This window comes from Bombilactobacillus folatiphilus (assembly GCF_023380265.1).
GTDB classification, from domain to species: domain Bacteria; phylum Bacillota; class Bacilli; order Lactobacillales; family Lactobacillaceae; genus Bombilactobacillus; species Bombilactobacillus folatiphilus.
Window position 1 is genome coordinate 40,728 of the sequence record NZ_CP093366.1, and the last position, 21,426, is coordinate 62,153.

At 41.3% G+C, this 21,426-nt stretch carries 18 protein-coding genes, 1 pseudogene and 1 riboswitch; of the genes and pseudogenes, 15 read left to right on the forward strand and 4 right to left on the reverse strand.

Features of this window, described 5'->3' with window-relative positions:
- Positions 1-61: 61 nt before the first annotated feature.
- Positions 62-1,504, reverse strand: coding sequence for an amino acid permease (locus tag MOO45_RS00190; protein ID WP_249514425.1), 1,443 nt, complete (start codon positions 1,502-1,504; stop codon positions 62-64).
- Positions 1,505-1,581: 77 nt separating this feature from the next.
- Positions 1,582-1,769: riboswitch (Lysine riboswitch) on the reverse strand.
- A gap of 179 nt (positions 1,770-1,948) precedes the next feature.
- On the opposite strand from MOO45_RS00190, the gene MOO45_RS00195 reads away from it, so the two are divergent.
- The 6 genes from MOO45_RS00195 (at position 1,949) to MOO45_RS00220 (ending at position 11,401) form a co-directional block, all read left to right on the forward strand.
- Positions 1,949-2,545 carry an ECF transporter S component gene (locus tag MOO45_RS00195; RefSeq protein ID WP_249514426.1) on the forward strand — a complete coding sequence of 199 codons (597 nt, stop codon included), beginning with the start codon at positions 1,949-1,951 and terminating at the stop codon, positions 2,543-2,545.
- A gap of 39 nt (positions 2,546-2,584) precedes the next feature.
- Positions 2,585-4,558 carry a cation:proton antiporter gene (locus MOO45_RS00200; RefSeq protein WP_249514427.1) on the forward strand — a complete coding sequence of 658 codons (1,974 nt, stop codon included), beginning with the start codon at positions 2,585-2,587 and terminating at the stop codon, positions 4,556-4,558.
- A gap of 155 nt (positions 4,559-4,713) precedes the next feature.
- Positions 4,714-6,024: a purine-cytosine permease family protein gene (locus MOO45_RS00205; RefSeq protein ID WP_249514428.1), complete on the forward strand. Its 1,311-nt coding sequence runs from the start codon at positions 4,714-4,716 to the stop codon at positions 6,022-6,024.
- Positions 6,025-6,028: 4 nt separating this feature from the next.
- A complete protein-coding gene (locus MOO45_RS00210; protein ID WP_249514429.1) occupies positions 6,029-7,138 on the forward strand; it encodes a DUF917 domain-containing protein in 1,110 nt (369 codons plus the stop codon).
- 8 nt (positions 7,139-7,146) lie between these two features.
- Positions 7,147-8,703, forward strand: coding sequence for a hydantoinase/oxoprolinase family protein (locus MOO45_RS00215; RefSeq protein ID WP_249514430.1), 1,557 nt, complete (start codon positions 7,147-7,149; stop codon positions 8,701-8,703).
- Between the two features lie 334 nt (positions 8,704-9,037).
- Positions 9,038-11,401 (forward strand): hypothetical protein, encoded by a 2,364-nt coding sequence (locus MOO45_RS00220; RefSeq protein ID WP_249514431.1) that lies wholly within the window; start codon positions 9,038-9,040, stop codon positions 11,399-11,401.
- Positions 11,402-11,835: 434 nt separating this feature from the next.
- Here the strand turns inward: MOO45_RS00220 and MOO45_RS00225 are convergent, their stop codons facing one another.
- Positions 11,836-13,590, reverse strand: coding sequence for a thiamine pyrophosphate-dependent enzyme (locus tag MOO45_RS00225; protein WP_249514432.1), 1,755 nt, complete (start codon positions 13,588-13,590; stop codon positions 11,836-11,838).
- A gap of 174 nt (positions 13,591-13,764) precedes the next feature.
- On the opposite strand from MOO45_RS00225, the gene MOO45_RS00230 reads away from it, so the two are divergent.
- The gene (locus tag MOO45_RS00230; RefSeq protein ID WP_249515105.1) at positions 13,765-14,052 is read left to right on the forward strand and encodes a type II toxin-antitoxin system RelE/ParE family toxin; all 288 of its coding nucleotides are present in this window, start codon (positions 13,765-13,767) and stop codon (positions 14,050-14,052) included.
- A 12-nt stretch (positions 14,053-14,064) separates the two neighbouring features.
- On the forward strand, positions 14,065-14,361 hold the full coding sequence (locus tag MOO45_RS00235) for a HigA family addiction module antitoxin (RefSeq protein WP_249514433.1): 297 nt from the start codon (positions 14,065-14,067) through the stop codon (positions 14,359-14,361).
- Positions 14,362-14,429: 68 nt separating this feature from the next.
- On the opposite strand, the gene MOO45_RS00240 is transcribed toward MOO45_RS00235, so the two are convergent.
- Positions 14,430-15,089 (reverse strand): type 1 glutamine amidotransferase, encoded by a 660-nt coding sequence (locus tag MOO45_RS00240; protein WP_249514434.1) that lies wholly within the window; start codon positions 15,087-15,089, stop codon positions 14,430-14,432.
- A 143-nt stretch (positions 15,090-15,232) separates the two neighbouring features.
- Here MOO45_RS00240 and MOO45_RS08165 point away from each other — a divergent pair.
- Positions 15,233-16,203 (forward strand): annotated as a pseudogene (locus tag MOO45_RS08165) (S66 family peptidase).
- Here MOO45_RS08165 and MOO45_RS00250 read toward each other — a convergent pair.
- The gene (locus MOO45_RS00250; RefSeq protein ID WP_249514435.1) at positions 16,179-16,700 is read right to left on the reverse strand and encodes a GNAT family N-acetyltransferase; all 522 of its coding nucleotides are present in this window, start codon (positions 16,698-16,700) and stop codon (positions 16,179-16,181) included. The pseudogene MOO45_RS08165 and the gene MOO45_RS00250 sit on opposite strands and share 25 nt — an antisense overlap.
- A 163-nt stretch (positions 16,701-16,863) precedes the next feature.
- Between MOO45_RS00250 and rsmG the strand changes: the two genes are divergently transcribed.
- Genes rsmG through ychF form a run of 6 tightly spaced genes read left to right on the forward strand, consistent with a single transcriptional unit; the run spans position 16,864 to position 21,421 of the window.
- Positions 16,864-17,583 carry a 16S rRNA (guanine(527)-N(7))-methyltransferase RsmG gene (gene rsmG, locus MOO45_RS00255; RefSeq protein ID WP_249514436.1) on the forward strand — a complete coding sequence of 240 codons (720 nt, stop codon included), beginning with the start codon at positions 16,864-16,866 and terminating at the stop codon, positions 17,581-17,583.
- A 20-nt stretch (positions 17,584-17,603) separates the two neighbouring features.
- Positions 17,604-18,434, forward strand: a complete 831-nt coding sequence (locus MOO45_RS00260) for a ParB/RepB/Spo0J family partition protein (RefSeq protein ID WP_249514437.1) — start codon at positions 17,604-17,606, stop codon at positions 18,432-18,434.
- Positions 18,427-19,194, forward strand: coding sequence for a ParA family protein (locus MOO45_RS00265; RefSeq protein WP_249514438.1), 768 nt, complete (start codon positions 18,427-18,429; stop codon positions 19,192-19,194). Before MOO45_RS00260 ends, MOO45_RS00265 begins: the two co-directional genes overlap by 8 nt.
- The gene (locus MOO45_RS00270) at positions 19,184-20,044 is read left to right on the forward strand and encodes a ParB/RepB/Spo0J family partition protein (RefSeq protein ID WP_249514439.1); all 861 of its coding nucleotides are present in this window, start codon (positions 19,184-19,186) and stop codon (positions 20,042-20,044) included. The genes MOO45_RS00265 and MOO45_RS00270 overlap by 11 nt, the downstream gene beginning before the upstream one ends.
- Before the next feature lie 12 nt (positions 20,045-20,056).
- Positions 20,057-20,308: a DUF951 domain-containing protein gene (locus MOO45_RS00275; protein WP_249514440.1), complete on the forward strand. Its 252-nt coding sequence runs from the start codon at positions 20,057-20,059 to the stop codon at positions 20,306-20,308.
- A 12-nt stretch (positions 20,309-20,320) separates the two neighbouring features.
- Positions 20,321-21,421: a redox-regulated ATPase YchF gene (gene ychF / locus MOO45_RS00280; protein WP_249514441.1), complete on the forward strand. Its 1,101-nt coding sequence runs from the start codon at positions 20,321-20,323 to the stop codon at positions 21,419-21,421.
- The last annotated feature ends 5 nt before the right edge of the window (positions 21,422-21,426 follow it).

Sequence of the window (21,426 nt, forward strand, 5' to 3'; positions counted from 1 at the left end):
AAAATTCCCCCGTAACGTATTGCTTACAACATACTGGAACCAGTTTTAAATGTCAAATAGATTATTTCTCACTGGACACATCAACCTGATCTAGCGGAATAATTTTGGTATGATGCTTCCACTTGTAACCAAAATATAAGATGAGTACTAATGGAACACTGATATAAGTAATCCCAATTTGTTGCCAATCCCATTTAACAAATGCTTCAATATTTTGTCCACCGATTACGATGATACATAAAATGAGTGCAATGATTGGTCCTAAAGGAAAGAGTTTAGCGTGATATTTTAATTCGCTAAGTTGATGACCTTGCAAGACGAAAGCTTTACGAAAACGATAATGACTCAACGCAATGCCCACCCAAGCGATAAAACCGGTTAAGCCAGAAGCAGCCACTAACCACATATAAATTTTTTCACCAAAAATACTGGTGGCAAACGTAATCAAAGCTACGGCCATCGTCGTGATTAAGGACAATAGCGGAATCCCAGCCTTAGTAGTCCTGCCAAAAGCTTTCGGAGCATAATGATCATGGGCTAAGGCATACAACATGCGCGTCGAGGCGTAGGCACCAGAATTGGCAGATGATAAAACGGAAGTTAAAACAACTGCGTTGATTAAACTAGCGGCAAAAGCCAAGCCCGCTCGCTTGAAGACGAGTGTAAATGGTGAAACGGCGATATTACCGTTAGCAGCACTCAAGAGATTTTTACTGGTGTAAGGAATTAACGCAGCGATGACGACAATAGATAGGATATAAAATAATAAAATGCGCCAGAAAACTTCTTTGATGGCCTTAGGGACTGCTTTTTGCGGATCTTCTGATTCACCCGCAGTAACGCCAATTAATTCGGTTCCTTGAAAGGAAAAACCAGCAATCAAAAAGACATTCAAGATAGCAGGGAAACCGCCGACAAAAGGAGCTTTTTTATAGGTGAAATTTTTAAAACCAACTGCTGGATGATACATAATACCAAAAATCATGGCAAAACCAATAATCAAGAAAATAATGACGGTCACGATTTTGATTAAAGATAACCAGTATTCAGTTTCGCCAAAAGTTGACACACTCAAAGCATTAATTAAAAAGATAATGACTAAAATCAATAAGCTCCAAATCCAACCTGGCGTATGTGGTAGCCAGTATTGAATTAAGATGGCTGCTGTGGAAATATCTACTGCTACGGTAATGGCCCAATTGAACCAATAATTCCAACCCATCGCAAATCCGAGGGCGGGATCCACATAGCGAGCGTTATAAGTTGCAAAAGAACCGGAAACAGGTAGGTTGGTCGCTAGTTCACCGAGACTAGTCATTAAAAAGTACACCATAATCCCCATTGCTAAATAAGCAACTAAACCACCACCGGGACCAGCTTTAGAAATGGTGGACCCCGACGTCATGAATAAACCAGTTCCGATACAACCACCTAGCGCAATCATAGAAACATGACGGGTTTTGAGATTACGCTGCACGTGATCTTGAGATTTTGTTTCTGACATAAAATCCTCCTAGTATGAGAGGAGTCTAACAACGATAAAAAACCTCTTTGCCAAAAGCAAAGAGGTCAACTGAGATGATCGTAGATAGCACTCCGCAACCTTGTTAAACGATTGCGACAGTTTCAGACTTATTCAATCTGACCCCAACAATAATTAAATGAAGTTAATTATTGTTTCGGCTAAATTTCCTTTGGCAATTAGTTCATCAGTCCTTCACGACTTCGCTAATGCTACGATAATAAATTTAGCAACCTCTTCTTTGATTAATTACTAATAATTTTAGACCAGTTTCACTAAAAGTCAATGCATAATCTCAGTGGACGCGGATGCTGATTAATTATTTCCCGGGAAATATCTTTTGAAAAAAGATTCCGATAAAGATTTTTAGCTAATCTGCCAAAATGGTATAGTAATATTAGAGATTTAAAAGAATGAGGTGGAAGAATGCACAAGAGTAAGGCTTATAAAATTGCAATTCGGGCCATTTTAATTGCAATTATTTTGATTCAATCAATGACTCCTTTTTTTGGTTTTATTCCTTTAGGAGTAATCAATATTACCATTATTCACATTACGGTTATTATCGCGGCAATTGTGTTAAGCCCGAATGATGGAGCATTAGTGGGCTTGATTTGGGGTATAGGTACACTGTTACGTGCTTACACATCGCCAACTAGTCCCATTGATACATTAGTGTTCACCAATCCGATTATTTCTGTATTGCCACGGATTTTAGTGGGTTACTTTGCTGGTTGGACTTACCGTTTATTGCGTAATAAAATGAAGACTAAGTTAGTACCGATGATTAGCGCTGCGGCAGTTGGTTCCTTAACGAATACCATTTTAGTTTTAGTTTTGATGCGGTTTATGTATGCGTCTACAATGGCGGCGTCGTATAAAGTCAGTTTGGGTGCACTAAATGGGGTCATTATGGGTATTGTCGGAACAAATGGGGTACCTGAATTAATTGCTGCTGTGGTGTTAGTGCCGATTATTTCAATGGCGTTATTCAAAGCAAATAAATTTTTAGATCAAGATTAGTGTTGTTTTTTTTTAATTAAAATAGAAGAGGGGGATTCAGTGTCATTATTTTTCACATGTTTACTTTTAGTCGGGGCAACGATTGTCGCTAATATTATTTACTCCATTTATCCGAAAATACCGTTAGCTTTCTATCAAATTATTATCGGTTTTCTTTTATCGTGGTTGCCTGAATTTACGCATTTTAACTTAGAACCAGAATTATTCTTTTTAATTGTGATTGCGCCATTGATGTTTAATGATGGTCAACAGACTGATTTTCGCAGTTTACGGCATAATTTTCACAATGTGTTATCGTTAGCTGTCATCTTAGTCGTGTTAACGATTTTAATTGGCGGTGGCTTTATTCATTGGATTTGGAATGCCTTACCTTTGAGTCTAGCCTTTGCGTTGGTGGCGATTGTGGCACCGACAGATGCGGTTGCGGTGTCATCGATCACGTCTAATGTGGAAGTACCCGAACCGATTATGCAAAATTTGGAAAGTGAATCTCTATTTAATGATGCTTCGGGTTTAGTTGCGCTCAATTTAGCGTTGAGTGCGTTTGTGACTGGTAAATTTAGTCTTTTGGGCAGTATCGGGACTTTTCTTACAACCTTTGTCGGCGGTGTGATTGTTGGCGTTTTGTTAGGGTTATGTCTGGTTAGTATTCAAATCGTTTTTCAGCGTCACTTGTTTGACGCAACGGCGATTACGGTGCCTTTTAATGTTTTGACGCCGTTTGTTGTCTATTTGGTAGCTGAAGAATTAAACTTGTCAGGCATTTTGGCAGCAGTGGCTGCAGGCGTTGTCTTTGGAATTTATCAACGACAATTACGACTCACTTCATCGTCTAACCAAGTGGTCTTAACTTCCACTTGGGAAATTTTATCTAACATGCTCAATGGTTTTGTGTTCGTGCTATTAGGTGTGTCATTGCCGCGCAATTTGTTGGCCTTAGCGGATTATAGTAATTTGCATTTTTCATCTTTATTGTTGCTGGCTAGCTTAATTTACTGTCTAATGATCGGTTTGCGCTTGATTTGGATCCGGTTTAAATTAGTCAAACTGCCATTAATTGATGTCAGTGATCGACGGTCTAGTTGGATTGTAGCTTTAAGTGGCATTCATGGGACGATTACCTTAGCAATGGCATTCTCATTGCCAATCATGCGTCATGGTAAATTAATTCCTTTTCGAACGGATTTGATTTTTATGGCCGAAATTATTATTCTCTTAAGCCTGATTGTGCCGACCATTGTTTTGCCTTATTTATTACCGGGGAAAACGAATCCATTTTCCTTAAATGAATTCAATGATCAGCTCGTGAAAATGGTCAATTATGCGATTCAAGAATTAAAGGAGAATGATGCGCAGAATCCCTTAGTCTTAAGTCGTGTCATTACGATTTTGAATAGTCAAAAATTGGATAATGAACGTACAGATCCAAAGGTCTTACGTCATTTGTTAGAAAAAACGGAAAGCTTGGAGTTGGCAGCGATTAACCAATTAGTTCAGACGGATGATGTCGATGTTAAATTGGCTTGGCATTATAATCGCAAGCAATTAGTGCAGATGCAGCGCATTATCTCGAACCCGTTGGCCAAATTACAATTATGGTTTAAATTATTAAAATTGCGCTGGCGTATTTACCGTGTGAAACGCAAAAAGCCGCAGTTGAAGTGGTCGAATTCGCAGCAGGAAAAATTGTTGCGCGATAAAACGGAACTGCGAAAGCTAGAAAATGTCGGTTTTCAGACGGTGATGCAGTATTTGCAGGAAGTGCAAACAGCAGATAATATTCCGGAAGTCAATTTGCTGCGCCATTATTATGCTTATCGGCATCAACGCTTTGGCAAAGCTGAAAATGATGAAGATCAAGAGCGCGAATTGATTATTCTGGCATTTCAGTATGAGTATGAATTTGTACAAAAAGAGTTAAAAAAGCGGCAGTTAACCACGGAGTTGGTCACAGCGCTCAATGAAAAAATTTCCACAGATCAGTTTGTGTATATGACGGCTGATAATGCTTAAATTAGAGATAGCCATTAGTAAAGATCGGTGGCTATTTTTGGCTTTTAATTTAAAAACAAATATTCTAAAAAATAACTCTTTACATTTATTTTGGATTAAATTAACATTAGTTATGTTGTTCTCATTTTTTGTTAATTTAATTGGAAGTGAATAAAATGGCGCAAAAGAAAAATTCAGAATTACTGGATGATTATTCGACCAGTCGGGTGCCACAAGCTAAGCGCGATCCGATGTGGAAAGTTTTGATGGTCCAAATTGGCGGGTTTGTGGCGTTAAGTCAATTTATGCTGGGCGCACAGCTGGGCTATGGTATGACGTTTAAGAATGCAGTTTTGTCGACAATTTTAGGAAGTGTAATTCTGCAAGTGATCGGCTTTGGCTTAGGTTTGGCCGGTCAACGCGAAGGTTTACCAACCAGTTTATTATCGAAATGGGCTGGCTTTGGCACGCTAGGTTCTGCGGTGGTAGGTTTGACTTTTGCAGTCAGTCTGATCGGCTGGTTTGGCATTCAAAATTCCGTGTTTGCTCAAGGGATTGTTTCGTTAATTCCGGGTCATCCCAATTATCAATTAATTGCCACCATTACTGGTCTCGTTGTCACTTTTGCGGTGATTTTTGGTTTTGAAGGTTTGAGTTGGACCACCAATATTTCGGTGCCAGCTTTTTTGATTGTAATTGCAATTGCCTGCTACAATATGTTAAAGGGGCATTCGCTAACTAATTTGATGTCAATGTCCGCGCCGGGCAAGGTGATGACGTTGAGTGCGGGGATTACAATGGTGACCGGCAACTTCATTGTTGGCGCGATCATTATGCCTGATATTACGCGCAAAACTAAAACGGGTGTAGATGTTTTTTGGGTGAGTGTGATTGGCACGATTGTGGGCGAGTTAGGTGTCAATGTGATTGGCGTGTTGATGGCGCATGCGGTCGGAACTTCTGAAATTATGCCGATTATCTACAAATTAACCGGAGTGCTTGGGATTGCGTTGATTGTCTTATCAACGGTGAAAGTCAACGATATGAATCTCTATTCGGCCAGTTTGAATGAAGTTAATTTTTTCAAGCAAGTGTTTAAAGTTAACTTTAACCGGGCTTGGGTGACGGTGATTACGGGCTGTATCGGTACTTTATTATCAGTGATTGGTGTGGTGGATAAATTTTCATCGTTCTTAACAGTTTTAGGCGCGGTGTTTCCACCCGTAGCATCGATTATGGTCGTTGATTACTGGATTCTCAAACGCAGTCGCAAGCAATTAGATGAAAGCCGCCTACAGGGTGAATTGCCTCAGACTGCTGAAACTTTCCCAGTCGTTACGATTGTTTCTTGGGTCTTGAGCGTAATCTTGGGTTATGTCGTCAAATGGGGCATTCAATCCATTAATGTATTAGTGATGTCCGGCGTATTTTATTATGTTGGCATGAAATTATTTGACCGAAAAAATCGAAAATCGAGGAAGGAATAATTGAATGAGTCGTCAAATTGGGATTCCAGAAATTAAACAAATTGCTATTGGAGCAGCTTTATTAGGATCAGGCGGTGGAGGTAATCCGTATATCGGAAAGATGATGGCGATTTCTGCAGTCAAAGAACATGGACCTGTGACTTTGTTAGAGCCGCAAGAAGCACCAGATGACGCCTTTTTTGTGTCCGCATCCATGATTGGTGCACCAGCTGTCGCAATGGAAAAATTCCCAAACGGTCGTGAATTTGAACAGTCTTTTCAGATGTTTGAACAATACACCGGCAAAAAGATTTATGGTACTTTTCCCATTGAAGCTGGTGGAATCAATTCGATGATGCCGATTATCGCGGCTGCCAAAATGAATTTGCCAATTTTGGATTTAGACGGTATGGGACGCGCATTTCCAGAGTTGCAGATGTCCACTTTTGTCTTGGCGGGGCATGAAGTCACGCCGATGGTGCTAACTGATGAGCGGGGCAATACTACACTGATTAATACAATTGATCCCGTTTGGGCGGAAAAAATCGGCCGTAATGTGACCGTTGAAATGGGCGCTTCAGCGACCAGTGCCAGTGATGGTCTGACAGGTCGCGAATTGCGGGCAGCTGGTGTATTAAATATTGTGACTTTCTGTCAAAAAATCGGGGAATTAATTCAACGTGCGAATGAATTCGATTCCCCACAGGCGGCACTTCAAGAATTATTAACTTATACTAGTGGATTTCAATTACTGACCGGTAAAATTGTCGATATTTCGCATGTAACTAAGGGTGGCTTCAATTACGGAACCACCACGATTGAAGGCTTAAATGAAGATACTGGCAAGCAAGGCAAAATCTCTTTTCAAAATGAAAATATCATGATGACGGTAGACGGACAGGTTTTGGCGACGGCACCGGATTTGATTATGATGGTTGACATGGATACTTTGTTGCCAGTGACTAATGAAGAAGCTCGCTATGGCAAACGCGTGTACGTCGTTGGATTGCCTGCCAATGAAAAATGGCGCACCGAAGCTGGTATTCAGTCTGTTGGTCCACGCTATTTTAAATATGATGTGGATTATGTACCAATCGAAGAACGCTATGCAAAATATCAGCAGAAGAAAGGGTAGGTTAGTTCATGTATAAATTAGGAATTGATGTGGGTGGCACGAACACGGACGCGGTGATTTTAGATGATCATCAAAAAGTGGTGGCACATACCAAAACCCATACGACCAAAGATATTCAAACGGGAATTAGTAACGCAATTCATGAAGTGGTGCAAGCTAGTCAAATCAACGTACAGGCAATTAATCAAGCAATGTTGGGCACCACGCAAGCGACCAATGCGATTGTTGAGCGTAAAAATTTAGGACAAGTGGGTGTGTTGCGAATTGGTTATCCCGCTACTGCTTCGATTATCCCTTATACACAATGGCCTGAAGATATTGTTCAAACCTTGTCGGGCAAGTATTCTTTAATTCATGGTGGTTATGAATTTAATGGCGATTCGCTAGCCCCATTTTCGGAGTCTGAAATTCGAGATATTGTGGCGCAATGGCAAGGACAAGTGGATGCCATTGCGATTGTGGGTGTTTTTTCGTCTATTAATGATGACCAAGAGCGCCGCACGGCTGCATTAGTCCATGAAATTCTGGGGGCAGATTTCCCCGTATCCGTTTCCTCAGAAATTGGTTCAGTGGGCTTGATTGGTCGAGAAAATGCGACCATCTTAAATGCCGCACTGTTCAAGGTGATTCAAAAAGTGACGGTCGGCTTCTCCAAAGCCTTGCAAGTGGAACAAATTCAAGCGCAAGAATATCTCTGTCAAAATGATGGCACCCTGATGTCGTTAGACTATTCTGAAAAATATCCGATTCTGACGATTGGCAGTGGTCCAACCAACAGTATTCGTGGAGCAGCGTACTTATCTGGACGCCAAAATGCCTTGGTTTGTGATATTGGCGGGACGACGTCGGATATTGGCGCGCTCGTCAATGGCTTCCCACGGGAGTCCTCCAAAGCAGTCAGTGTCGGTGGCGTGGAAACTAACTTCCGCATGCCTGATATTTTGTCCGTGGGCTTAGGTGGAGGTAGTATTGTCCGTAAGCAAGCTGATGGTACAATCACGGTCGGACCCGATAGCGTAGGTTACGCGATTACTGAAAGGGCGAAGGCTTTTGGCGGCGACACGCTCACCACAACCGATATTGCTGTTCGTTTGGGGTGGGTCGAACTGGGTGATCCGTCCCTAGTGGCTGATGTGCCGCTTGCCGACGCCCAACAAGCAATGGCGGTCATTCAAGAGATTTTGGAAACTGGTATTGATCAAATGAAAACCAGTGCGGAAGATGTCAGCGTGATTCTGGTGGGCGGTGGTTCGATTATCGCGCCCAAGCAGTTGACGGGCGTCAGTGCGATTGACACGAATCAGTATGGTGGCGTGGCCAACGCGATTGGCGCCACGATTGCCCAAATTGGTGGGGAATTTGAGAAGATGTATCAGTATGTTGAGATTCCGCGCGAACAAGCTTTGGCTGATGCAACTAAATTGGCCACGGAACGTGCCGTCAGTGCGGGCGCGTTGGCGGATACGATTTCGGTGGTAGAAATCTTAGAAACACCGTTGTCATATGCACCCGGTGAAACGACGAAAGTAAAGGTTAAAGTGGTCGGTAATGCTTCTTTAAACTAAATTTAATCTAAAAAAGTCCAAAAAAATATTTTGGGCTTTTTTTAGTGCAAAAAATAATTAATTTTAGTTAAAACATATTTACATGAAAGTTTTCTTCAAGATATCCCTCTAAAAATTTCAAGTAAGCGAAAAATAATTCGCATTATTTAATCGAATTGCCAGCTGGCCATTTGCAAACGGCTCGCCAATCAACTAAACTGAAATTAATTTCACAAGCGTTAATACCAACAAAAATAGGAGCAGTATATTAAAATGTTGCATTTTTTATTAGCTAGAACTAATAGGAACCATAAGAAAATCCTAGGGGGGTTCATTCCTACTAATTTTAGTTAGTTTGTTCTTTTTAGTTTCGATACATAATGTACAAGCTAAAGTTTCCACGAAAACCGCGCCACCAGAAATTACACCCAATCTAATTGATGATGGCTTTAATTCGCCCGAATATACGCAAGAAGATCAAACGGTGTCCAGGGATGATGACTATGGATGTTTGATTGCAAGTTTATTATTGGAAAATAATTTCACCTGCGATTTTTATACTCAAGGGGAGACCTCTGCTTTTTATCCTTATATTGCTGGTCATGAGAAATATTTAGAATTGCATGATACGCTGAATAGTTTTTCCTTTCGGGATTATTACTCAGTTTGTCCTATTAATGACAGTGGCGGTGTATTGAGGAACGATGATGTTTTGTATGAACCAGATGTTGTTTATGTCTCTTCAACAGATCATGTCAATAGAGGAAAATTTTATTTGGTTACAGATCAGACGGGACAAGTCAAGGCTTTGAAATGGCTAATATATTCGACAAAAGTAGATCGTGTCAAAGATAATGTTCCTAATGGGGCTTTTCTGTTTGAAGATTTAATCACGCCATCTAAAACGGCGACTGCAGGAGTTAATCATCAATTATTTGTCAAAAACGTTTCACAATCAACCTTGTCTTATATTGTGGCAGATTACAGCGAAATCGGTAGTTCTAGAGCTGGTACTTATCAGAGTACTTCAGCAATAGCGCTAGGCAATAATCAAGGTTTTACCAGCTTACTTGGCAATGGAACAACTCTGGCTACTTTTCGGACAGGTGTTGCTGATGGACCAAATCGTTGGCTTACAATTGGTCTCTATTCTAGTCCTAATAATAAATGGCAGGGTACGGACTATAGTAATTATGTTGGTCAAGAAGCGGGTAACTATCCAGAAGGTACTAATTTAACTCTTACTTCTGGTCAAGTGTTAACGGGCCTTGAGTCCCTATGGCCCGTGCAGAAGATTGCACCCCAAGAAACGCAACATCATAATATTGAATTCGACTTGGAACACCGAGGTCAAGCCAAGCCGGAGCTCACTTCAAGTTATAGTAACACCAAGTCTTCGCGGTTTAATCATCCGGGTGATCAGTTGAATTTGACAGTGCAATTGGCCAATAAGAGTGATGGTCAGGGTAGTTTGACGCCCAAGACCTTTTACGTGACTTTACCGCAAGGTCTATCGATGACGGCAGAAGATCTCAAGCAAATTACGCTGTCAAGTACAGGTTCGCACGCAGTATTGACTGGTAGTTATGATGCGACGACTAGACAAGTTAAAATGGTTGTACCAACTGTTTATAATTCGTCGATAGTGCTAGATAACGCGTCAGATCGGGATTGGGTCAAATTTCCTGTCACGATTGATAGTGATGCGCCAATCGGAAATGCGGTGGTTAAGACGAGTTTTTCTGGGGATAATAAAGATGGTGGTGGCAATCATCAGACGGTCACGGCGGCTGCCCCGGATTTAACGATTCCCATTACCAAAGCTTTTGACGCTAAATTGACATTAGGCGTGAAGAACACGAAAGACACCAGTGATTATGCCAGTTCGGCGACGTATGTGCCGGGGGATACTCTCCAATATCATATGCAATATCAATTAAACGAAGCTAATATGTACAACTTAACATCGCCAGTAACTTTTAGTAGTCGTAATGCGGGGTTAGATTTTAGCAATAGTGCACCAAGTGTGACGGTAAATGGTGATCGTTCCGCGGCCTCGGCAACGGTCGATCCTAACACGGGCAAGATTACGGTCACGAAAGCAACGGGTAATTTTAGTCCCGGGGATTTGATTGATTTGACTTATAACGCGAAAGCTAAGGCTGATCCTGTGGCTGGCGAACCGAGAGCTAAACACGAAAGTACGATTAAGATACCGTATAATACGGTGGGCATCAATGTGACCATGAATGGTCAGACGCTTTCGAATACTTCCGCTTCAACATCGTTGCAACGCAAAGACCTTGATTATTTTGTCCGCGTGCCTGATGTCATTGATTTTGGACGCAATCCGCGCGTGTTTGATAGTCCGTTTTACAATACGACGAGTGGTCGATTGAAGTTCAGTCATTATTCGGCGTCTAGCAGTAAGCAGTATTATCTGCAAGTCAAGTATAATCAAGATTTGCGTACGAGCGCTTACGCTTACTTGCGGCCGGATTCGGGGAACGCGTTGATTGAATACCGAACGGATTCCTCTGGAACGTATCAATCAATCGATGGCACTGCAAGTAATTTGACGACGAGCGGTTTGACCACGCAAGGAATTAGTGATTTGACAAGCTATGTGTCGGATAAGCATTTTCGGTTGAATTCCAATGACAAACCACTGGGCAATTACAGTGGCACCATGACGTGGACGTATAGTAATTCGATCTAATGTTATAGATATATTTTTAATAATTTTATGATGTGCTGTTATGTTAAAATGACTAAGTTGTCACCTCTTGCAACAGAAGGGGGGTGTAACTTGTGACATCATTTCTACAGTTTTTATTGAGTGTTTTATCTGGCATTATTTTGGAACTTTTCAGAATATGGTTGAATAAACGCTAACAAAAAAGAACCCTTGAGACTGCTTGTACCAGTCTTTGGGGTTTCTTTTTTGTTGCCGTATAACTTGTAATTCATTTCTACGAGGTCAATATAACATACTCTCGTAGATATATCAAAGAAATCTAATGATGTAGATATACGGCATTTTTCAACTACGTTTGTATTTTAAGATTTTATATTGATCACTTAGACATATAGTAATTCGCTATAAACAATAAAAAGGCTTCGCCGTTCGGGCGAAGCTTTTTTATCTTTAATTTAACTAAATTGTTTAATTAAGGTTTGTAGTGATGGTTGAGAATCCGCGGGTAAGTCATAACGAGTGCGGTATTGGTCAATGGTTGGTTGATCAAACAGATCTTCATTCACCGGAATGAAGCTGGTATCAATCGGATCAATATTTTGAATGTGTGCGTCCAAAGCAATTGGCAAATGACTGCCTTGCTTTTGCAACTCGTTAATTTGATGCATTGCTTGTTTAAGTTCGGCGAGATTACGCACGGTAAAACCATGGGCACCCATGCCTTGGGCAACCGCACCCCAATCAGCACCCAACAAGTTGATCCCATACATGGATTGTTGGTTTTGGATTTTTTCATGTTCGATATAACCAAACGAATTATTGGCGAGCACAACATTAATCACGGGTAATTGATATTTGACTTCCGTCAACAGATCCGGCATCACCATTGCAAAACCACCATCACCGGAGATACTCCAGATTTGTTGATTGGGATAATTCAATTGCGCGGCCATTCCACCGGGCAGGCCAAAGCCCATGGTGCCGTACCAAGGTGACATCGTGAACGATTGTTGTTGATCAAACGGCAGTTGGCGAATCGACCATTCCGTGTTGTTACCAACATCCAAACTGTAAACGGCGTTGTTGGTGCTGTTATCTTTAATCGCTTGAATCACACCTTCGGCGCGTAAACCTTGCGCATCATCTTGAGATAGTTCCAACAACCACTGATCCCAATTGCGCTTGTCTTGTTGAGCCGCCTTTAAAAAGGCAGATGGTTCACGTTGATATCCCGTGTCCAACAAAGCTTGCAAGAACTCGGCGCTATCAGCTAACACGGTCACATTAGCATCATATTGTTTGCCCAAATCGGCCAGATTATTATTAACTTGAATGAAAGTAATATTTTGCGGTAGGAAACGGGCGAACGGATAATTGGTGCCGACAAACAGAATCAAATCGCAAGCGCTAGCGACTTCATAACCCGGTTTGGTGCCTAAACGCCCCTTGGACCCCATAAAATTCGGGTGGTCTGTGGGCATAATGCCAGTGGCGGGTACGGTACTTAAGACTGGTAAACTTAGTTTTTCGGAAACTTGTACAACTAAATCACGAGCATTCTTAGCCCCGCGACCGATCCACAAAAGTGGCCGTTGAGCCTGTTCTAACGCTTGCACGACTTGTTGCATTGCTTCTTGCGTTGGTTTGAGCAGATTAGCGGGCTTTTGGGCGATGGCTTGGGTCTCAAAGCCGTGAAAATCAATTTCTTGACCTGACAAATCATCTGGTAAAATCACCACCGACACGCTTTTGTTGGCATAAGCTGCTCGAATCGCTTGATCGACTAAATAAGGAATCTGTTCAGCGTTGGTAGCTTGACGATGGAACGGCGCCACGTCCGCAAAAATTGGATCCTGATTCATTTCTTGGAAAAACGACGTATTCATAATATTTGTGGCAGATTGCCCGACAATTGCCAACACGGGTACATGATCCATTTTGGCTTCGTATAAACCGTTCAATAGATGTACGCCACCAGGTCCAGCGGAGCCGAAACATACGCCGATTTTGCCGGTATACTTGGCGTCGGCACTGGCAGCTAAGGCGCCCACTTCTTCATGACGCACCTGAATATATTTGAGCTGTTCGCGTTCATCATAGAATCCTTCCACGGTATTGTTGATCGAATCGGCGGGAATTCCGTATAAATGATCAACTTGCCATTTGATCAAAACTTGTGCTAAGGCACGTCCCGCGGTCATTTTTGTCATCTCAATCGCTCCTTTATTGTTGGTTGCTAAATCTATCTAACAAAAATTTGGAAGATAAGTCAAATTATCTTGTTTTAATAATCTGCTGATTAATTGTGAATATTCAAGTATGACTGGTTTACATATACATGGTTTGGAGGTATATTAATGGATAATAATATAAAGGGAAAACTTATGATAATCAATTTTGCTGATGGGGAAACTGAAAAAATATATAATCAAAAATTTTCCAAAAAACTACCTCAATCAATGCAAAAGGTAGCGTTACGTAAACTGGTTATGTTAAATAATGCCACTAATATGAATGATTTGCGAGTTCCTCCAGCTAACCATTTAGAACGACTACGAGGAAATCGTGACGGACAGTACAGTATAAAGATCAATGCACAATATCGACTTTGTTTTTCGGTTGATAATAAAAATGATTTTCTTAATATTGAAATCGTAGATTATCACAATTAAAGGAGTGACAATATGAATAAGATTACGACACCAACAATCAGTGAAATTTTGAAAGAAGAGTTTCTGGAACCGTTGAATCTTTCGGCCTATGCTTTGGCAAAAAGTATTAATGTACCAACATCTAGAATCCAAGATATTTTGCATAATCGGCGGCAAATTACCGTTGATACTTCTGTGAGACTAGGTAGATTTTTTGGAATTTCGGATCGTTATTTTTTAAATTTACAAAATGATATAGATGTTCGGAATACTGAGGCAAAAAGGGGCAGCGAATATCGGCAAATTAAACGATATCAAGTAGAATTGTAGACCGCTTTAGCACACAAAAAACTCCTCCAAAATAAGTTTAACTTTGGGGGAGCTTTTGATTTTATGAATTAATCATTATTTTGTTGATGAATTTGAATAATCCGTTGCACCAAAACTTTGGCAACATTAAGATTGCGCAACAGTGGTCCGTGTGCGTAACTGCCAATAGTTTGTTTGTAGATCATGCCTTCGACGCCATCGTCGGGATTATTGCCATAACCGGTAATCATTTTACCGAACGGCTGCAGCTTGTCATGATCGTCAAAAAAGGTTTGACCGCTATGATTTTCAAATGCATGGACTTCGCCGAATTGGGTGGTGAAATGAGTATCGCCAATCATCCGTTTTTCGGGATTGAAAATGGTATGAAACGGCAAAATGTTTAAACACTGAATCCGTTGCCCGCCACTGGTTTGGTAATAAGCACCCAAGAATTGATAACCGCCGCAAATGCCTAACATCGGACGCCCATCTTCAATATAATCGGCAATTGTTTGGCGATGACGCAAAATGTCTTTGGCGACCACCGTTTGTTCAAAATCTTGGCCACCACCAAAAAATAAAAAGTCGTAATCAAAAGCATTGAAATCGTCGCCCAGACTGACATTGGTGACCGTACTGTCAAATTGAGCTTTTTTTAAGAAATACCGCAAAATTTTGACATCACCGGAATCACCGTAAGTATTCATAAGATCTTCATATAAATATGCAATTTTAATTGTGGACATGCTTAAAGTTTCCTCATTAAACAGTTTACTATTAATCTTTGATAGTTTAAACTGTTTGGGAAGAAAAGTCTAGTTTGTCCAAAAAATATCATTTTTACAGCAGTTGAAATGGTATTTTTTTGTTCAAAATGAAGGAGGACCTCATGAAAATTGGCGTGTTTTCAGCCTCAACCCCGATTACGAAATTATCGCCCAAACGCTGACAACGTGCGCAAACATTTTTTCATCAGCGAGGTGTGCAAGTGGTGGCGGGCAATTTAACAGGTCAGCAAGATTATTATCGTTCCGGTTCAATTCAAGCACGTGCCCAAGAATTGAACGATTTAATTCATCAAGATGAGCTGGATGTGTTAATGGCGGCAATTGGTGGCATGAATACCAACGCTGTGTTGCCATATTTGGATTACGCTTATTTGAATCAACATCCTAAAACGGTGGTTGGTTATTCGGATACAACGGCGCTATTGTCGGCTGTTTTGCAAAAAGCGCCAAACTGCCGCGTCATTTATGGGTCCGGCAGCGGTGGCGTCATTTGGCGAATGGGAGCCGTATGTCACTTGAATGTGGCAAGATTTATTGGCGTTGTTGACGCATGCGGACGTGACTTTACATCAGCACCCCTTTTGGAGTGATGAAGCGCTAAATTGGGAAGAATTTGAACGTCCCAAGCAGCACCAAGCTAATCATTGGTTTTATACACAACAATCAATTTTAAGTGGGCGCATCATTGGGGGGTAATTTGGACACGATAACGGGCATTTGGGGGACACCGTATGCGCCGCAATTCCAGGCAGGGGACTTGTTATTGCTTGAAGATACGCAAAAAGATGCGGCCACGATTGAACGGAGTTTTGCTTTACTCAAAGCTGCCGGGGTGTTTGAGCAAGTTGGCGGGGTGATTTTGGGGAAGCATGCATTTTTTGATGATCAGCAGACCCAGCGACGTCCAGTCGATATCTTGCAAGAAGTTATCCACAATCCGCAATTACCAATAATTTATGATTACGATAGTTGTCACACAGTGCCGATGTTGCCCACCATTTTGGGCGCCCAAGCCACCATTGAAGCACAAGCAGGTACAGTTCATTTTCAAATGTCCAAATCCAATTCATAGGCCAAGCGTGGTGCTTGTTGTTCGTTTTGTAATTGAATCCAGCCTCGGTTTTGAAAGCCAGCTTGCATAATTAAATGCTGCATGCGCAAATTGTCTGGATGGGTATCGATGCGAAAGTGTGTGTAATTTTGGCGACAACCTTGTGATAATAAATTAGAAAATAAATACCGTCCGAAATGTTGGCCATTCGCGGCTGGTTGCACGGCAAAACGGTGAATCACGGCATAGGGAGCGTCAGAACTCCATCGACCATCATAAATTATTTGATAATTAGGGTCAGCTTGAAACATGAGGGTGGCGGTGCCGACAATTTTTGCATGTTGACATAAAACCCAACAATTTTGTTGCTGAATATCTTGTACAAATTGTGTTTTATTGGGCTGACCATTTTGCCATTGATCAATTTGGTCATCATGTAATAATTTTTTTGCATCCGTGATAATTTGTTCGATCATAGGCAGGTCGGTGAGCTGGGCTAATCTTAAGTAAGGCAGCATCTGATTTCTCCTTATGAGTTTTTATCTACTTATTATAAATCGGAATTCCAGAAAATTTGGTCGGAAAACGTTTTTTAATTGAAGTAAATGATTGCGTTTATAAAATAATTAAGATAGGATAAATTGTGAAACATCTTGTTGTGTTTCACGTGAGGAGTACAAAATGAGTCCGCAAGAATTTCAACAGGCACTACAAGCACAAGGGTTGACCTTGTCAACCACGCAGATGCAGCAATTTGGGCAGTATCTAGATTTATTGATTCAAACGAATAAAGTAATGAATTTAACGAATATTACAGAACCCCGCGAAGTTTATGTCAAACATTTTTATGATTCCGCGACGCCGCTGTTTTTTGAGCCGCGGTTGCTGGAAGACCTGAGCTTAGCCGATATTGGTTCGGGCGCGGGTTTTCCCGGGATCGTTTTAAAAATTATCAATCCAAACCTAAAATTAACCATTGTGGATTCACTTCAAAAGCGAATCAAATTTTTGGAGCAAGTGGTCACTGAACTTGGCTTAACACAAGTGACGTTGGTACATGCCCGTGCGGAAGAATTTGCGCGGCAAAAAGATCAGCGCGAAGCCTTTGATTATGTGACGGCACGCGCTGTGGCTAAATTATCAGTTTTATTAGAGTTATGTTTGCCGGTGGTCAAAGTTCAAGGCACATTTATTGCTTTAAAAGGCATTCATGCACAAGATGAAGTTAAGACTGCACAACAGGCTCTAAAAATTTTAGATGCCGAGGTAACCCAAACTAAAAGTTTCGAGTTACCAGAGCAGGCGGGTCAGCGGGAAATATTATTTATTCAAAAGCAAACACGTACACCTAAAAAATATCCACGTAAACCAGGAACACCTGCTAAGGAGCCGTTAGAGTAGTCATTAGGAGGAGTTCAGATTTGTCATTTTGGGAAAATCTTTGGGACAAAAATTCAAAGCAACCGGCAGATACAGTCCAGTCGATTCCGCTCCAGCAAATTGTTGCTAACGCGTATCAACCGCGTCAGGAATTTGATCCGGTTCATATTTCTGAATTGGCGCAGTCGATTCAATCTAATGGTTTGCTGCAGCCGATTGTTGTGCGCCCCAAGGCGGATCAACAATATGAGTTAATTGCTGGCGAAAGACGTTTGCGCGCGGTCACGACTTTGCAGTGGGAGCAGATTCCCGCCATTGTCCGCGATTATGATGATAATCAATCAGCATCACTAGCTTTAATTGAAAATTTACAGCGTCAAAATTTGAATCCCATTGAAGAAGCACAAGCGTATTTGAATTTGGCACAGATGAATCAAATGACGCAAAAAGATTTAGCCCGACATTTGGGCAAAAGTCAATCTTATGTGGCGAATAAATTGCGCTTGTTAAAATTAGCACCTGCTGTGCAAACGGCGATTAGCCAAGGGCAGATTTCTCAACGTCACGGGCGAGCATTGTTGAGTTTGGATGCACAGCAACAACAAACAACATTAACAAAAATTGAACAAAATTCTTTGACTGTGAAACAGACGGAACAATTGGTTCAAAAAATCAAGCAACCGGTAGTTCAAAAGAAAGCGCAACGAATTCGAGCTTTACCGTCAAAGAACGCGCAATTATCCATTAATACCGTCAAAGATGCAGTCAATTTAGCACAAAAAAATGGCGCACAATTTAGTTATCAAGAAATTGATGGTGAGCAAGAATATCAATTGATTATTACAGTCAAAAAGGAGAACGGGCATGGTTAAAGTAATATCCCTAGCTAATCAAAAGGGTGGTGTTGGCAAAACAACAACTACGATTAATTTGGGTGCTTGCTTATCCGAATTAGGTCAGCGTGTTTTAGTTATTGATATTGATCCGCAAGGCAATGCGACGAGTGGTTTGGGCATCAAAAAAGTGGATGTCACGCAAGATATTTACGATGTGATTATTAACGAAATGCCCTTGGGTGATACGGTGATGCACACGCAACGCAAAAACTTGGATATCGTGCCGGCTACAATTCAATTAGCAGGTGCTGAAATGGAGTTGACATCAATGATGGCGCGCGAAACCCGTTTAAAAGAAGCGATTGGTTCGATTGCCCAACAGTATGATTATATTTTGATTGACTGTCCACCGTCATTGGGGCAACTGTCAATCAATGCCTTTACCGCCAGCAATTCTATTGTCATTCCGGTGCAAAGTGAATATTATGCATTGGAAGGCTTGAGTCAGTTATTGAATACGATTCGGCTGGTGCAAAAGCACTTTAATCCCGATTTGGCGATTGAAGGCGTTTTGTTGACGATGTTTGATGCGCGAACGAATTTGGGTACGCAAGTTGTTAATGAAGTTCAAAGTTATTTTGGCGATCATGTCTATAAAACGATTATTCCGCGCAACACTCGTTTAGCCGAAGCACCCAGTTATGGTTTGCCGATTATTGATTTTGACCGCAAATCACGTGGCGCCGAGGTGTATTTGCAATTAGCCAAGGAGGTTATGGATAACGATGACCGATAAGAAAAGAAGCGGCTTAGGTCGCGGCATTGATGCAATTTTTTCAGATTTTGAAAAAGATGAAATTACGTCAGAAAATGTTGTCGAAATTTCTTTAGAAGATATTCGCCCGAATCCTTATCAACCCCGGAAAACCTTTGATCAAGAAGCTTTAGACGATTTGGCACAATCCATTAAAGAAAATGGTGTGTTTCAACCGATTGTGGTTCGTAAAAGTGTCAACGGTTTTCAGATTGTGGTGGGCGAGCGTCGATTTCGTGCCAGCAAAATTGCTCAGCGGTCCACGATTCCCGCCATTATCCGGCAATTAGATGAAAGTCAAATGATGGAAATTGGGGTACTGGAGAATCTGCAACGTGAAGATCTTAACCCCATTGAAGAAGCGCAAGCTTATCAAACTCTGATTGAAAAATTGCATTTAACGCAAGAACAAGTTTCGGAACGTTTGGGTAAAAGTCGGCCGTATATTGCCAATTACTTACGCTTATTGAGTTTGCCAGAACAAACCAAGCAATTGTTAATCAATGGTGATTTAACGATGGCGCAAGCGCGGACGTTATTGACGTTTAAAGATCCGAAGAAGATTGATCAAGTGGCTAAATTAGCAGTTGAGCAGGGGTTGACGGTGCGCCAATTAGAATCCATGGCCACACAACCGGTCAAAATTGTGAAAAAAACAGCTCCGGCTAAATCATCATTCATTACAGAAACTGAGGAGCAATTAGTCAATAAATTTGGCACGAGTGTCAAAGTTACTGATAGTAAAAATGGGAAGGGTAAAATCCAGATTGATTTTGCTTCAACCAAAGATTTGAACCGTATTTTAGAGCTATTAAATATTTCGATTGATTAGCGGAGGGTGAAGATGTATCAAATTGGTGATATTGTCATGATGAAAAAGCCACATGCTTGTAGCATAAATCGTTGGGAAGTGGTGCGTTTGGGCGCTGATATTAAGATTTTGTGCTTAGGTTGTGGTCATCAAGTGATGATGGCGCGTGGTGAATTTAATAAAAAATTCAAAAAGATTATTACCAAACAGCACGAAGTCAAAACTGATCAAGAAAACTTTTACTTATTACCCGCCAAGTTACACTTACCAAATCAAATTAACTAAGGAGTTTGAAAAATGTCATTAACTGCAGGAATTGTGGGTTTGCCTAATGTGGGTAAATCGACCTTGTTTAATGCGATTACCAAAGCGGGTGCCGAAATGGCGAATTACCCGTTTGCGACTATTGATCCAAATGTGGGCATGGTAGAAGTGCCCGATGCGCGTTTACAGCGGATTGATGAGCTGATTCCCGCCAAAAAAATTGTGCACACGACCTTTGAATTTACCGATATTGCGGGCATTGTCAAAGGCGCCAGCAAGGGTGAAGGCTTAGGTAATAAATTTTTAGAAAATATTCGTCAAGTTGATGCGATTGTCCACGTGGTGCGGGCGTTTGCTGACGATAATGTCACTCATGTGAGTGGCAAAATTGATCCGTTAGATGATATTGAAACAATTAATCTTGAATTGAGTATTGCGGATTTAGACAGCGTGAATAAGCGCTTTGCCAAAGTTGAAAAAGTGGCGCGGACCAAAGATAAAGAAGCGATTGCGGAATTAGCTGTCTTACAAAAAATTAAACCATTGTTGGAACAAGGTGGCGCTGTCCGCAGCTTAGACTTCACCAAAGAAGAACAGCAAATCGTCAAAGGCTTATTCTTGTTAACATCAAAGCCGGTTTTATATGTAGCTAATATTGCCGAAGATGATATGGCCGATCCCGAACAATCGCCATATTATCAGGTTGTCAAAGACTATGCCGCAAAAGAAAATGCAGAAGTTATTGGTATTTCGGCGAAAACTGAAGAAGAAATTGCGGAATTAGGTGATGATGAACGTCAAGTCTTCTTGGAAGCTGAAGGCGTGAGCGAATCTGGTTTGGATCGGTTGATTCAAGCTAGTTATCATCTGTTAGGTTTAGCAACTTTCTTTACCGCTGGCGGCGTGGAAACCCGTGCGTGGACGTTCAAGCAAGGGATGAAAGCGCCCCAAGTTGCTGGTGTGATCCATTCGGATTTTGAACGCGGTTTTATTAAAGCTGAAGCTGTTTCATTTGCGGACTTGGATGAGCATGGTAGTATGCAAGCGGTGAAAGAAGCTGGTAAATTAAGGCTTGAAGGCAAGGATTACGTTGTCCAAGATGGCGATATTATCGAATTCCGGTTTAATGTGTAGGAGAG